The following is a 13,232-nucleotide window of genomic DNA, read 5'->3' as shown; positions in this document are numbered from 1 at the left end:
GATCAGACTATTGAGATTGACCATGAGGTATCGCGCTTTTATCATTGCCTTCCTAGCTTTGTGCCTGGGTGTGTTGACGGCTTGTAGTGAAGGACCAGCAACAGCAACCAGTATTGAAGGACTAACCTACGACCAGATCAGAAATACTGGTTTGGCGAATCTTTGTCCGCAGCTTTCCGAAACAGCTCGTGGTTCTATTGCCATAGAGCCAAGCCAGTCCTATAAAGTACTGGACATGTGCTTACAACCGACCAAGTTTTATGTTAAGGAAGAACCCGCTAATAAGCGGCAAGAGGCAGAATTTGTTCCGGGCAAATTATTAACAAGGTACACTTCCAGCCTTGACCAAGTTCAGGGAGAATTAAAAGCTGACGACACAGGAACCTTAACCTTCATAGAACAGGGGGGTATGGACTTTCAAGCAATCACAGTCCAATTACCTGGAGGCGAGCAAACCCCTTTCCTGTTCACAGTTAAAAATTTGGTTGCCAAGAGTCAGCCAGGTCTTGATAGCCTCAACACTTCCACTGACTTCGTTGGTGAGTACAAAGTTCCCTCCTACCGTGGTGCTGTTTTCCTAGATCCTAAGGGTCGTGGGGTCGCAAGCGGCTATGATAATGCGGTTGCTCTTCCCGCTGAATCTGATAGTGAACAACTTGTCCGCGCCAATGTTAAGCGTGTTGTAGGTGGTAATGGCAAAATCTCTTTGCAGGTTGCAAAGGTAGACAGCTACACTGGCGAAATTGCCGGTACATTTGAGGGCGAACAGACTTCTGCTACCGACTTAGGTGCTGAGGATCCAGAGGAAGTGAAAGTTCAAGGGATCTTTTATGCCCGCATCGAACCAGAATAAGCTTAACTTTCGCGCTTGAATCTTGAGCAAAAGCATTATTCCTGTTTGAGCAATAGTATAAAAAAGGGGCAAATGCCCCTTTTTTATGGCAATATTCCGGCAACTAGGCAACTTATCTACTAAAAGCAAATTAGGAATGTTGCTAGCATTGACTGTGCTTTTGATCTCACTCGCCAAAGTTGCTAAGCGTATAAAGAGCTTTTCAGGGTGTGGGGTGTTGCCCATCAAATCCAAAAATTTAAGTAGTTTGAGCTATTATATAGTTTGGCAATCAGCGAACTGGTTGAGAATTCTTAAATTTAGATGCACTAGAGCTAGATGTATCTACCAGCAGAAATTCTCTTCCTAAGTAACAAGAAGAGTCATTGATGTGACTCCGAAAACTGTGCTCTACCATCAAGAACTCCCTATGGGCCCCCTAGTTCAAGACGAACTGAAGTATGAGAGCTTGAGATTGTTGCAAGAGTACCAGCAATGTGGTGCTGCGAGGATTCGCAATCAGCTAGTTCATCTCAATTTTGGACTAGTTAGAAAAGAAGCTCATTACTGGGTCAATCAATGCAACGAAAGCTATGAAGACTTGCTTCAGGTTGGCTGTATAGGCTTAATTGGTGCCATTGAGCGGTTTGACCAAACCAAGGGAACTGCCTTTAGTTCCTTCGCTATTCCTTATATTCGTGGTGAAATTCAGCATTATTTGCGGGATCGAGGTTGCTCGGTGCGCATTCCGAGGCGATGGCTGAGCTTACGGCAACTATCTGTGGGCATTACTCAAAAGTTGCAGGTGAAGCTAAACCGTCAACCAACTGATGCTGAGGTTGCAGCAGCATTAGATATCTCCACGGCAGAATGGCAAGAAATTAAGCTGGCTCATCAGAATCGAGAGCCACTGAGTTTAGACACACCAGTACGAGATGTGGAAGAAGGCACCACAAGCTTGGGTGAACTTGTACCGGATCCTCGATATCGCAGTTTCCAGTTGGCACAAGAGGATCGGATTCGCTTACAACAAGCTCTGGCTAATCTAGAAAAGCGTACTCGCGACGTTTTAGAGTTCGTTTTTTTACACGACTTGACGCAAAAAGAAGTGGCGGAACGTTTAGATATTAGCGTGATTACCGTCTCACGCCGAGTCAAAAAAGGATTGAGTTCATTGAAAAATTTAATGACAGGTGAAAGCTAAAAAACTTATTAGCTTTTCTTACTTTCCATAACCTCAAAAAAGTACTTTTGAGCAAAACTTGAGAAAAATTATTATCAGGCAAACTGCTTCCGATGACATCAAGAAGCAGATGTCTATTTATCTCTAAACAAAACAATAATTGCCTCGTCTATCAAAAAACATCTTCAAAACAGCAAAATTGTCAACTATACGACTAAGCTATGCCACACCAAAAACTGTTTAGATATACTTAAGTTATCTACTGGTTTACTTGATTGCCGATAGAGGTAGTCTAGGGGAGCGTTTTGGTAAAACCTTGGTTGGGGGAATGCTTATGCGTCATATTTCATTAATTGCGTTAGTGAGTTTAGTCGGTCTATTGATAGGAAGCTGTCAGATTGGAGGGGACACTGAAGAAGCAGCGGTTGACACTGTTGAGTCATCTCCTGCCGTATCTCCTGCTACTCCAGAAGCCTCACCAGCTGAACCCAAATTTGCTAAGCCTCTGGAGCCACAAAAAAATGCAGATCCTGTAGCAGTTGCAGGCTTGATTCAAACTCTGCCACCAGAGGCAGTAGTAAAACAACTTGAGTCAGGGCGTAGCGATCCCTTTGCCGTATTTCCAGTGCAGCCGGAAGTGACCGTTTCAGCCAACCCCGGTGCTGCCACAAGACCTGTACAACGGCTGCCTAATATTCCTCCATCTGGGCAATCTGGCTCACGAACCAATAGGAATCAACCAGTAGCTAGAAGCAACGTACTGCCACAACCAAAACCACCAGCGGCTCAAGGTAGAGGTGCCAGCGCCTCGAAACCAGGTACTCCTGCCAGAGGTAATGCCGGTAGTGCCAGCGCCTCGAAACCAGGTACTCCTGCCAGAGCTAGTGGTAGCACTAGCACTCCTCAACCAGGCGGTAGCTCTATCGCAGCTATTCCCGAATTGACACCAGTAATCCCAGAATTACCTGACCCAGAGCAGGCAAAGGGTGTTAAAGTTACCGGAGTAATTCAAGTGGGTGGCATTCCCAGTGCCATAGTAGAAGTACCTAATGAGCCAGCTCGCTATGTTCGAGTGGGACAGCGTCTTTCTAATGGACAGGTACTAGTCAAGCGGATTGAAATTAACGCAGGGCCTGAACCAATCGTGGTTTTGGAACAATATGGCGTTGAGGTTGCCAGACGAGTTGGGGAACAACCAGCAGAGGCGCAAAAACCAGGCTCGCCAACAGCGTCTCTTCCGGCACCTAGCTTGGTAGGTACAAAAATCTTTCCTCAAGTGTGAAACCTATTTGTCAAGCTGGACATGGGAGTTGTATAAAGTGCACAAAGCATTTAGCGAACAACTGCGATACCAGATTCGCTATCCAGGATTGCCTTTGGCAGTTTATCTTGAGGTAGCTGCACATTTGCAGCAAGTGCAGGGAGTAGAAGCAGTTCTAATTCCCTCCCCACAAGAGCAACGGTTTGATTACACTCAAAGTCAGGCGGATGGTTTGTGGATTAGTTATACAGGGGTAACTCAATCAGCAGATCGAGAACGCATTGACCAAATTTTGACGTATTATCAAAACCGTTATGGAGTCTGGGAAATAGAAACGTCTCAGGCACTGCCATAAAACAGGTAGCACAGTGAAAGTTAATGGGTTCAATTCAGGCTTTACGAGGAACGCGGGATATTCTTCCCGAAGAAGTTGGTTACTGGCAACAGGCGGAGACAATCGCGCGGCAAATTTTAGGCAGAGCCGCTTATCAAGAAATTCGCCCCCCCATCTTTGAGCGCACTGAGCTATTTGAACGGGGTATCGGTGAAGCGACAGATGTCGTGGGCAAGGAAATGTATACCTTCAACGACAAGGCAACTCCTCCGCGTTCTGTAACTCTACGTCCAGAAGGAACTGCTGGTGTGGTACGTGCCTTCATTCAAAATAGTCTCTATGCCGCCGGAGGAGTACAACGTCTCTGGTACACAGGACCAATGTTTCGTTATGAAAACCCTCAAGCAGGTCGCCAGCGCCAATTTCACCAACTGGGGGTAGAAGTACTGGGTAGCAATGACCCACGGGCAGATGTAGAAGTGATTGCTCTGGCAACAGATATCCTGAAAACTCTAGGTCTTCAAAACCTGCGACTGGATATTAACTCCGTGGGGGCTCCAGAAGACCGACCGCGCTATCGGCAAGCCTTAGTGGATTATCTGATGCCTTACAAAGACGAATTAGATGCCGACTCTCAAGACCGCCTCGAACGTAACCCATTGAGGATTCTAGATAGTAAAAACGAAGGCACTCAAAAAATAGTCGAGGCTGCTCCTTTACTCATCGACTACCTAGGTAAGGAATCTCAGCGTCACTTTGCTAATGTGCAGCAACTGCTCACTGACGTAGGCATTGATTACCAGCTGAACCCTCACTTAGTGCGTGGCTTGGATTACTACACCCATACGGCTTTTGAAATTCAATCTGATGACTTAGGTGCCCAGGCAACAGTATGTGCCGGCGGTCGCTATGACGGATTAGTAGCCCAACTAGGGGGACCTAATACACCAGCCGTAGGTTGGGGACTGGGACTAGAGCGTTTGCTGCTGCTACTACAACAGCTACAAGAGCCACCTTCGTCAATTATGGATTTATACGTGGTTTCCCGAGGGGAAGCAGCTCAATCTCAGGCTTTACAGTTAGCTCAAAAACTTCGTCATGCTGGATTTACAGTAGAACTTGACTTAAGCGGTAGTGCCTTTGGTAAGCAATTCAAACGTGCTGATCGTAGTGGAGCAGTTGCCTGCTTAGTTCTAGGAGAGGCAGAGGCAGAAAGCCAAACTGTAAATTTGAAATGGCTCCAGTCGGGAGAACAACAAGCCCTCTCTCGCGTTGCTCTTCTAGAAATGACCGATGAGCTGCGAAGGCAGATTGATAGCTCTCGATAGATACTCTAAAAAGTAGTTACAGCAAAGTAAAAGGCACTCAAACTAAGGAGATTTGTTAATTTATTAGGTTATAGACTAGCAGTTACCTAGGCACAGAATAGATGGGCTTTAGCGACACTTTTCTGTAAAATATAACCTCATTCACCCTCAGTAATAATTAACCAATTAAATATTTGACTCTAGAGATCAAAATCACAAAAAGTGCCAACGGTCAAGCCCAACTGATGGCTAACATCAAGGATTGCTCACGGAAGAATCCCTAAAACTATGGAATATTGGGAATTTTTAATACAGAAAGAGGGCGAACGCTTCTGGCTACCCATCAAGTCCCCAAAAATTGAAATCGAAGCAGGTCGCTATCGGGTGGTTGCTCACTCAAATCTGAGCAATATTAATCTAGAAGTCTGTGTAACTCATGAAAGTACAGGGGAGCTACCACCAAGGCGACGGTCTCAGAAGCGGTCACGCTGCACCAACCAAGAGGGGTTAATGGTTGTTCTTCCCTTCACTGACTTCAAGTCTGGGCTTTGGAGACTACGTTGCTCTAGCGATATCATGTCCGACCTGATGGGCAACTCCTGGCAGCAGGTTGTGGTACTGTCTGTTCTACCAAAAACTCAAGAAGTTTTGCCAACAAGTGAAGCGCGATCACCAGGAGTTTCTGGGGAAAATTATCCAAATTCTCATTCTCCTGATCTAGTTACTGCAGCCACTCCCAAAGAAACCCCAGTTGTTTCTCTTAGCTCCCTTAACTCGCCTGCAGTGGTTCCTTCTCAAGTAAAAGAGTGTGGACACGAGAAAGGTTTACAGGAGGCTTTTACCGTTGAGTCCAATGGCTCGGCCAAGATCGTTCCATCTATCCCCGTCTCGACGACAACTGAAGCTTCCCTCTCTGACGAAGTTCCTCGTAGTCAGTTAAGAGCTAGTCAAGATAGCAATGGACATCAAGGGGAAAAAAGCAACTTGGCAGAGACATCGGCTCAATTGGAGTCAGCTTCTGCCCCTGCAAGTCCAACTGATCTGGGGAGCAATTCAGCCAATCCGAGGCATGAACAGCAAATTTTGTCTAACAATAGTGTAGGCAAGAACTCATTAATTCCTGAGCCAGAACAGCAATCCCCAAACAAGCTTCAACGAAGAAACGAAAAGCGAAAATCTTCAACTCAAAAGTGGGCAGCAGAGGACTCTAGGACTTCAATTTCACCACCAGCAACAGTCAATCAATCTCCTGATTCTTCTCATCCTCCGGATTTAGAGGAGGAAATGCCTCAAGTCGCAATTACCAATAACTCAGCTGAGGTGTCAGTACGGGCAAATCCGATCTTTGAGCAATCCCTACAGATGCTGGAGGAAGTACTCCAGGAAGTAGTTGAGCCAGTATTGCAAGAGTTTGAATACTCTGATTCTCAGGAGCTGCGCTCGTCGTTTAATGGATTACAGCTAGTGGCAACGTCTGATTCAGAGGCGGAGCTAGATATATTTCCTGAGCAGCAATGGTTAACCTTAAGCCTAAATCAAGAAGCCTTGGTGGCACATCGGGGAGAGCCGTTGACTGTTACTGGAAAATTGGCTATCTCGGACGTAAATCAGAGTGGTGACCAGATTGATGCTGCTGTGAAAAAACTGTTCCCGGCTAACCTGCGCTATCAGCTAAGAGATCCTCAAACCTCACAAGTCCTGCTCGACGTTGATTATCCCCTATCAGAACAGTCACTACCTTTAGCTTTTAGTCATACTCTGGAAATTCCCACTGACTTTAACACTCGTTTAATTTTGGGAAAACTCACAGTTTATGACTCAAGTCGAGATGCTTTAGTAAGTCAACCATTCAGCATCACTGCAGATTTAGAGGAATTATTAGGCTCAATTATTCCTGGTAGCAAGGCAATGCCTTTAGTAAGAGTACTCTCACTCACGGATAATCTTGCTGCCTATCAAGAAAACCAGGTAAAGCCAAAACTTAAATCCCCACCACCATTGAATCAAGATTTACTTAACTTCGTAAATGCCACCGATATTCCCGATCCTCTTCCCCTGCAAACTTCAGTAAAACCCGTCTTTCCACCGAAACTTGAACCCAGAACTCCCCCTCAAAGTACCCCATCATCTCTCAAGCTGCCCAAACTGCCTAAAGTTTCGGGATTACGTCCTGCGGCGAGGGAAGCTAGGCCCTGGGCTTTCCTGCATGACCCTGAGTTAACCGTTACCAAGGCAGAAGACCATGATCAGTTATCTCTGAGAAGTGGAGATGATTACCTCTACCAAATTGTACTCAATGACAATCAGGTAGAAGTTATAGAAGAACCAGTTGACTCCTTGCTGCTGGAAGAGTTAGAACCTGATGTTGTTAACGACAGCCTTGCTTCCGGAACGCCTCTTCAGGAGCCAGCAGCAGCAAGTACGCATCTAGAGTCACAAGTCCAGGAAGATGCTATTGAGTGGTTTGATGCTATTCCTGAGCAGAATATAGCAACAGATACAGAGTCTTCATTGAGTATCTGGGATGAAGCTGAATCCCCAGAAATGGCAGCGCATTTAGACGCTCCTCGGCAGGATGCTTTCAAGGCGACGGCGGACTCGGAGGTTGGTCAATCTGAGGTAGATGCCTCACTAGATGATACCGAGTTGTGGCTCAATGATGCTAATCTCGGGTCACCGTCTCCAGAGATACCAACAATAACCTCATTAGAAGCAACTGAAGAGTCAGAAACCGATGATCAGCACAGAGACTCAGAGACAACTGGAGAGTCAGGAGATGATGCTCAAAGTTCCAGGGAATCAACTAAAGCTGTAGCCGATCAGGAGGAGGTTACAGATACTTTTAATGCTTTGGAGAACTCCTTCGGAGCGTTAAATATACAAGATCGTTTTTGGTCGCGACTGAATTCTCTGGTCACAGATGTGGACTTTTCTGAATCGATGAAGCCGGATTCGTCTGTTTCTAGTAACCTGACAAATCCTGAGCGAGTAACTACTCTACAGCCAAACTCTGATACAGTACCGACGGATTTTGATGAATCTATCTGGGAGGAAACTGACGAGTTCGGTGGTACTAATGTCAATAGTGACTGGTCACAGCCAGATTCTTCGAGAGAAAGCGTTTCTTTAGACAGAGAAATATCAGAACAGCCGTCTTCGTGGGATGTGCCTCAGACACAATGGGAAGCTCAAGAAATTGTGATCGAAGATGATCAGCTTCAAATCCCCATGGGATCGCAGCAAAGAATTGATGATTCGAGAAGGGTTAATTCACAGGGACAGTTGAAATCCCAACTAGAATCTGAAACGATTGATCCTCGGCAATTGGACTTACCAGTCCCAGCACCAGTACTCCTCCTACCCACGAGTGAACTTGTTGCTGGAGAACCAGTAGCAGTGCGCATCAAGTTACCGCCTCATCCAGCGCGTTTATATGTCAAGCTATGGCTTCAGGACAGGCAAAGTCGTGCTTTGTTGGATGGACCGCGCTCTTTAGTGGATTTTATCCCCAATAATTCCGGCGAACTTGAAGCGCTAACCCAGTTGATTGTCCCATTTAGTAGTGTAGAAATTCGGTTTGAGGCGATTACGGTAGATATTTTTAGTCAACGGGAAAGCCGCAAAGTGGGATTCGACTGTGTAGTCGTTCACGATGATTTGTCCGATGATGCCTCTTTATCTCTAGATGACCTGTAGGAGGCTTTGAGCCGAGGTAGCAAGAGACTTTTAATGCTATTTTCTCTGTTACCCCGCTACAAAAAATGACAAACAAACCGCCGATTGAATGAAAATCGGCGGTTTGTTTGGCAATACTTATCTGGCTGCTCAACCAGGTTCAGGGAATTCCTGTCAAAGGTATTTCTAATACGGTGCTACAGAGAAGAACCTACGCCTGCATAGGAACCATAGAAGAAAATACCGACCACTGTAAGCAAACCTAAACCAGCAATAGTTGCCACAATCCACAAGGGGATTTTTCCAGTTCCAGACATGACTCATACCTCCAAATTAAAAAAAACAGCAGTTTAAATTAAGCCCAGTTAATTAAAGAAGTAACTGGAAAACAAAATCCCAAGAACAAAAATTAGCAAAAGACCCAAGAAGAGCGAAGTCCGGTTAAGCTCAACTGGTTGGTTATTTGGGTTGGGAGTACGCTCTGGCATAGTCTTTTCTTCTATCTTTGAACAAATTGCATCGAAGCGATCGCACCCAAGAAAAATACCGTCGGTACAGCCAGTGTATGAACAGCTAGCCATCTCACAGTAAAAATCGGGTAAGAAATTGGTTGATTTGGCGAATTACTCGTCATGGTTTTAAATGTGATCTACAAAAATCTACTTGATAAATTGCTCAATTTGCTGCTTGCTTTGGTAGCGGTCTTTCACAATTGGTAATTCCTGCCGCTCTTGAGTGAAATACTCATTGGGACGGGGTGTACCGAAGATATCATAAGCTAGACCAGTACTTACAAAAAGCCAGCCAGCAATAAACAAAGCAGGAATGGTAACGCTATGAATTACCCAGTAACGAATGCTAGTAACAATGTCTCCAAATGGACGCTCTCCAGTTGTACCCGACATAGCTAATTCCTCCTTCCAACAACAGTTTGAAACTTACTACCTATCATACGAAACCTATTTGCATTGATACAAGAGATTTCGGTCGTCTCAAGCCGCTTGTGAGGGCGGCTCGTACTTAAGCAAAACACCTTTTTGACCAATGATAAATCCCTTGTCTGGTGTTACAAAAATGACTCTGTATAAATTAGAGGGCACCTTCTCAAGTTCGCGGTCTTTTTGCCAGGTTTTTCCGCCATCTAAACTACAAAGTAAATTACCACTGCCGCCTGCTAACCAAATTTCCGAAGGTGTTCGATAGGCTAAATCTAGGAAACCCCAGCTTGTAGAAAATTCTGGATATATCGGCTCCTCCCACACGTCTTTGTCTTCAGGGTTACTAAACCTTAACTGACCACCCCGCGCTAGTATCCAGAGACGTCCATCTTCGCTATAGCCCATATTTTGAAGACGCTTAGAACTGGTACGGTTATGCTGAACCCAAGCCTTTTGACCCGGTTCCCAGGTTGAGTAGAAGTTACCTCTAGCAGACACAGCGACGTATTTGCCATCATCAGAGCGGGCTATATTACGGACAACACCGACGGCTTCTTCCACCATCGCCTTCCAGGTTTCCCCAGCGTCTTGGGTACGATAAATTGCCCCAACACTGGTAGTCATTTCTGCTACTTGTGGCTCTAGTGCCGTAATTCTATTGGGCGAACCAGGCAACTTCTCACTTAAGGGTACGCGAGACCATGATGCTCCGCCATCGGTAGTGTGCAGCAGGATTGTTGGTTCCCCAGTAATCCAGCCTTCTTCTCCACTAAAGTCGATATCGGTCAAGCGATAGTTTTGCTCCCCAAGAGCTAATTTTTTCTCCAGCCAGTTCTCGCCGCCATCTGTTGTTTCTAAAATTGTGGAATCACTACCCACTGCCCATCCATGACCAAGGTCGCTAGTAAAAGCTACGTCCTGGATAGTGGCAGCTGTTGGCAAGGGAACAAGTTGCCAAGGGTTATAGCCCAAAGGTGAGGCATATTTACAGCTAACACACAATAGGGCAATCGCTAATAATATTACAATTTGTTTCAGATTTCTCATCAAATAGCTCATAAAGTCCAGAACTGGTTAAAGCAAACTTCTCTCCTGCGCTGATTGAGAGTAATATTTCAGGCTTATTGATACCTACAACCATAAAGCCCTTACGGAGTACTGCTGTGAAGAAGGCTTTCTCTGCAGTACAGCCCATTGCTAATCGGTCAATTGCCCATTATTATCAGCCCAACCGTGATGATTTCAGCTCAAACCATATAGACTCAAAAAGAACAAAAAGCCTATAGCTAAGCCACCAAAAATCAAGAGATTTTTCTGACCTGGTGTCAAGCGGTTGACACCCAAGCCAAAGTTGAGATTTTCCTGAAACCCAGAGGGGGCATTGCTCGCGCCGATGTTCTCAAACTGAGACTTGCGAGCGCCGCATACAGGACAACGCCAATCGCCTGACAAATCTTCAAACAGCGTCCCTGATGACACATTACTCTGACTGTCTCCCTTGCTCGGCTCATATACATAGCCGCAAGCGCGACAGGCGTAACGAGCCGGTGCCTGTTCAGCGAGGGTTTGCTCGTTTGCTGGATCGCTCATTGCTTACAGAAAAAAAATTGGTCTAAAATTGGTCTGCGAATATTAATTGCATGTTAAAAATTATCGCATAAATGTAAGACTTTCTTAACTCAGCAGAATTGATATATCTGGTGTCGGGTGCAAAGATGAAACTAATCAAGGTTCTGGACTGCTCTAGAAGAGTATCCCGGAAGCAGGAGGAAAAAATTATGTCATTTCAACCTGCATCGGCTCAGGAGTAGTCAGCGATCAAAAGTGTAGATTCCTGAGATGTATCTTGACAAAAATGGCAGGAAATGAGTTTTTAGAGCTTCTTGATCTCCTGAATTAAGGAGTTGAGGTTAAGTTAATCGGCATCAAGGCCAATAAGTAAGATTATTTTTAATAATGGGTTTGCTTAGTTTGTTGTAATGGGACGAACTAACATACTCAATATAATAAGGTAAGAATGTAAAGAAGTAATAACGCAAGTTTTTAGCGGTAGTTATCCATTGTGTTTGTTCTTAGCGGCTACGAGTATCTCTTAGGTTTTTTACTGGCTTGCGGTTTAGTTCCTCTGTTGGCACTGACTGCATCTAAGCTTCTGCGGCCTAGCAATCGCGGTCCAGAGCGGCTTACTACCTACGAATCGGGGATGGAACCGATAGGAGGAGCCTGGATTCAGTTCAACATCCGTTACTACATGTTTGCTCTGGTATTCGTGATTTTCGATGTAGAAACTGTCTTCCTCTATCCTTGGGCGGTAGCCTTTAACACCCTAGGATTACTGGCTTTTATCGAAGCCTTAATTTTTATCGCAATTCTCGTGATTGCTCTTGTCTATGCATGGCGTAAAGGAGCTTTAGAATGGTCATGACACCCAATACACCAGATAGTGTTGCTTCAGAAAAGCAACAAAAAGAAAAAATACTCAATCCTATTGAGCGACCTCAGGTCACCCAAGACCTCTCAGAAAACGTTATTCTGACGACAGTGGACGACCTCTACAACTGGGCACGGCTTTCTAGCTTATGGCCAATGTTGTACGGTACTGCTTGCTGCTTCATTGAGTTTGCAGCTATGATCGGTTCTCGCTTTGACTTTGACCGATTTGGCTTGGTGCCACGTTCTAGTCCCCGGCAATCTGATTTAATTATTACAGCAGGCACGATTACCATGAAAATGGCTCCTGCACTGGTTCGTCTCTATGAGCAAATGCCAGAGCCGAAGTATGTAATTGCCATGGGTGCCTGCACGATTACTGGTGGTATGTTTAGTGTAGACTCTCCCACAGCAGTGCGGGGCGTGGATAAGTTGATTCCCGTGGATCTTTATATCCCAGGGTGTCCTCCTCGTCCAGAAGCAATTATGGATGCGATCGTTAAGCTGCGCAAGAAAGTTGCTAACGAATCGATGCAAGAGCGGGCTATTATTAGCCAAACCCATCGTTACTACAGCACGACTCACAGCATGAAAGTTGTGCCAGAAATTTTGACTGGAAAATACTTGCAGTCGGAAACTCGCCAAACTCCCCCGAAGGAATTGACAGAAGCCACTGGTATGCCAGTACCACCAGCACTCAAGTCTGCTCAAAAGCAGGAGGTAAACCGTGGCTGAAGAGTCGAAACCAGCAGCACAAGAAGGACAGGAAAAGACAGAAGATTCCCAGTTGGTAGAAGCTGGCAAAGTTCACGGCTGGCTACAGGAAAACGGCTTTGATAGTGAGTTAATCGAGCCGGATCACCTGGGTGTAGAGATGATTAAAGTACAGCCAGAAGTATTAGTGCCAGTTGCCACGGCTTTATATGCCTACGGGTTTAATTACCTGCAATGTCAAGGTGGCTATGATGCTGGCCCTGGTGATGACTTGGTCAGCTTTTATCATCTAATTAAAGTTAGTGATAATGCTGATCAACCGGAAGAAGTACGGATTAAAGTTTTTCTACCACGAGACAACCCCAGAGTAGCTTCAGTTTACTGGATTTGGAAAGCCGCTGACTGGCAAGAGCGGGAAGCCTACGATATGTATGGCATTATCTATGAGGGACACCCCAACCTGAAGCGGTTGTTAATGCCAGAAGATTGGACAGGTTGGCCTTTAAGGAAGGACTATATCTCGCCAGACTTTTACGAATTACAAGATGCTTATTAGTT

15 protein-coding genes are annotated in these 13,232 nt (G+C 45.4%); 9 read left to right on the top strand and 6 right to left on the bottom strand.

The window, feature by feature from the left end; all coding sequences use genetic code 11:
• The first annotated feature begins 22 nt into the window (after window positions 1-22).
• From psbO to ACT7WV_RS21130, 6 genes are all read left to right on the top strand, one after another.
• Window positions 23-853, top strand: a complete 831-nt coding sequence (gene psbO, locus ACT7WV_RS21155) for a photosystem II manganese-stabilizing polypeptide (RefSeq protein ID WP_445104779.1) — start codon at window positions 23-25, stop codon at window positions 851-853.
• Window positions 854-1,262: 409 nt separating this feature from the next.
• Entirely contained in the window at window positions 1,263-2,036 is a 774-nt protein-coding gene (locus ACT7WV_RS21150) for an RNA polymerase sigma factor SigF (protein WP_445105704.1), read from the top strand.
• A 313-nt stretch (window positions 2,037-2,349) separates the two neighbouring features.
• Complete coding sequence (locus ACT7WV_RS21145) at window positions 2,350-3,297, top strand: hypothetical protein (RefSeq protein WP_445104778.1); 948 nt, start codon at window positions 2,350-2,352, stop codon at window positions 3,295-3,297.
• A 37-nt stretch (window positions 3,298-3,334) separates the two neighbouring features.
• Complete coding sequence (locus ACT7WV_RS21140) at window positions 3,335-3,631, top strand: hypothetical protein (protein WP_445104777.1); 297 nt, start codon at window positions 3,335-3,337, stop codon at window positions 3,629-3,631.
• A 23-nt stretch (window positions 3,632-3,654) separates the two neighbouring features.
• On the top strand, window positions 3,655-4,938 hold the full coding sequence (gene hisS / locus ACT7WV_RS21135) for a histidine--tRNA ligase (protein WP_445104776.1): 1,284 nt from the start codon (window positions 3,655-3,657) through the stop codon (window positions 4,936-4,938).
• A gap of 267 nt (window positions 4,939-5,205) precedes the next feature.
• Window positions 5,206-8,613 (top strand): hypothetical protein, encoded by a 3,408-nt coding sequence (locus tag ACT7WV_RS21130; RefSeq protein WP_445104775.1) that lies wholly within the window; start codon window positions 5,206-5,208, stop codon window positions 8,611-8,613.
• A gap of 176 nt (window positions 8,614-8,789) precedes the next feature.
• Here ACT7WV_RS21130 and ACT7WV_RS21125 read toward each other — a convergent pair whose 3' ends face one another.
• The 6 genes from ACT7WV_RS21125 to ACT7WV_RS21100 form a co-directional block, all read right to left on the bottom strand.
• Window positions 8,790-8,909, bottom strand: a complete 120-nt coding sequence (locus ACT7WV_RS21125) for a photosystem II reaction center protein J (RefSeq protein WP_445104774.1) — start codon at window positions 8,907-8,909, stop codon at window positions 8,790-8,792.
• 48 nt (window positions 8,910-8,957) lie between these two features.
• Window positions 8,958-9,080 (bottom strand): photosystem II reaction center protein L, encoded by a 123-nt coding sequence (locus tag ACT7WV_RS21120; protein WP_445104773.1) that lies wholly within the window; start codon window positions 9,078-9,080, stop codon window positions 8,958-8,960.
• Between the two features lie 11 nt (window positions 9,081-9,091).
• Window positions 9,092-9,226: a cytochrome b559 subunit beta gene (psbF, locus tag ACT7WV_RS21115; RefSeq protein ID WP_445104772.1), complete on the bottom strand. Its 135-nt coding sequence runs from the start codon at window positions 9,224-9,226 to the stop codon at window positions 9,092-9,094.
• 25 nt (window positions 9,227-9,251) lie between these two features.
• A complete protein-coding gene (gene psbE, locus ACT7WV_RS21110) occupies window positions 9,252-9,497 on the bottom strand; it encodes a cytochrome b559 subunit alpha (RefSeq protein WP_445104771.1) in 246 nt (81 codons plus the stop codon).
• A gap of 87 nt (window positions 9,498-9,584) precedes the next feature.
• Window positions 9,585-10,589, bottom strand: a complete 1,005-nt coding sequence (locus ACT7WV_RS21105) for a photosynthesis system II assembly factor Ycf48 (protein ID WP_463424191.1) — start codon at window positions 10,587-10,589, stop codon at window positions 9,585-9,587.
• Window positions 10,590-10,772: 183 nt separating this feature from the next.
• Window positions 10,773-11,120: a rubredoxin gene (locus ACT7WV_RS21100; protein WP_445104769.1), complete on the bottom strand. Its 348-nt coding sequence runs from the start codon at window positions 11,118-11,120 to the stop codon at window positions 10,773-10,775.
• Between the two features lie 472 nt (window positions 11,121-11,592).
• On the opposite strand from ACT7WV_RS21100, the gene ndhC reads away from it, so the two are divergent.
• From ndhC to ACT7WV_RS21085, 3 genes are read left to right on the top strand one after another with little or no spacing between them, the layout of a single operon-like run.
• Complete coding sequence (ndhC, locus tag ACT7WV_RS21095) at window positions 11,593-11,955, top strand: photosynthetic/respiratory NAD(P)H-quinone oxidoreductase subunit C (protein ID WP_445104768.1); 363 nt, start codon at window positions 11,593-11,595, stop codon at window positions 11,953-11,955.
• Window positions 11,952-12,695, top strand: coding sequence for a photosynthetic/respiratory NAD(P)H-quinone oxidoreductase subunit K (gene ndhK / locus ACT7WV_RS21090; RefSeq protein ID WP_445105703.1), 744 nt, complete (start codon window positions 11,952-11,954; stop codon window positions 12,693-12,695). Before ndhC ends, ndhK begins: the two co-directional genes overlap by 4 nt.
• On the top strand, window positions 12,688-13,230 hold the full coding sequence (locus ACT7WV_RS21085) for an NAD(P)H-quinone oxidoreductase subunit J (RefSeq protein ID WP_445104767.1): 543 nt from the start codon (window positions 12,688-12,690) through the stop codon (window positions 13,228-13,230). Before ndhK ends, ACT7WV_RS21085 begins: the two co-directional genes overlap by 8 nt.
• The last annotated feature ends 2 nt before the right edge of the window (window positions 13,231-13,232 follow it).

Source organism: Symploca atlantica LB2515 (assembly GCF_052546295.1).
This window is presented reverse-complemented; position numbering and strand designations above follow the sequence as displayed.

What these genes read in the sequence shown, in the direction of transcription:
- ACT7WV_RS21130 (WP_445104775.1), top strand. Translation starts at nt 5,206, where the DNA reads ATGGAATATTGGGAATTTTTAATACAGAAAGAGGGCGAACGCTTCTGG.
- ACT7WV_RS21150 (WP_445105704.1), top strand. Translation starts at nt 1,263, where the DNA reads ATGGGCCCCCTAGTTCAAGACGAACTGAAGTATGAGAGCTTGAGATTG.
- psbE (WP_445104771.1), bottom strand. Translation starts at nt 9,497, where the DNA reads ATGTCGGGTACAACTGGAGAGCGTCCATTTGGAGACATTGTTACTAGC.
- hisS (WP_445104776.1), top strand. Translation starts at nt 3,655, where the DNA reads ATGGGTTCAATTCAGGCTTTACGAGGAACGCGGGATATTCTTCCCGAA.
- ACT7WV_RS21125 (WP_445104774.1), bottom strand. Translation starts at nt 8,909, where the DNA reads ATGTCTGGAACTGGAAAAATCCCCTTGTGGATTGTGGCAACTATTGCT.
- ndhK (WP_445105703.1), top strand. Translation starts at nt 11,952, where the DNA reads ATGACACCCAATACACCAGATAGTGTTGCTTCAGAAAAGCAACAAAAA.
- ACT7WV_RS21100 (WP_445104769.1), bottom strand. Translation starts at nt 11,120, where the DNA reads ATGAGCGATCCAGCAAACGAGCAAACCCTCGCTGAACAGGCACCGGCT.
- ACT7WV_RS21120 (WP_445104773.1), bottom strand. Translation starts at nt 9,080, where the DNA reads ATGCCAGAGCGTACTCCCAACCCAAATAACCAACCAGTTGAGCTTAAC.
- ACT7WV_RS21105 (WP_463424191.1), bottom strand. Translation starts at nt 10,589, where the DNA reads ATGAGCTATTTGATGAGAAATCTGAAACAAATTGTAATATTATTAGCG.
- psbO (WP_445104779.1), top strand. Translation starts at nt 23, where the DNA reads ATGAGGTATCGCGCTTTTATCATTGCCTTCCTAGCTTTGTGCCTGGGT.
- ACT7WV_RS21145 (WP_445104778.1), top strand. Translation starts at nt 2,350, where the DNA reads ATGCGTCATATTTCATTAATTGCGTTAGTGAGTTTAGTCGGTCTATTG.
- psbF (WP_445104772.1), bottom strand. Translation starts at nt 9,226, where the DNA reads ATGACGAGTAATTCGCCAAATCAACCAATTTCTTACCCGATTTTTACT.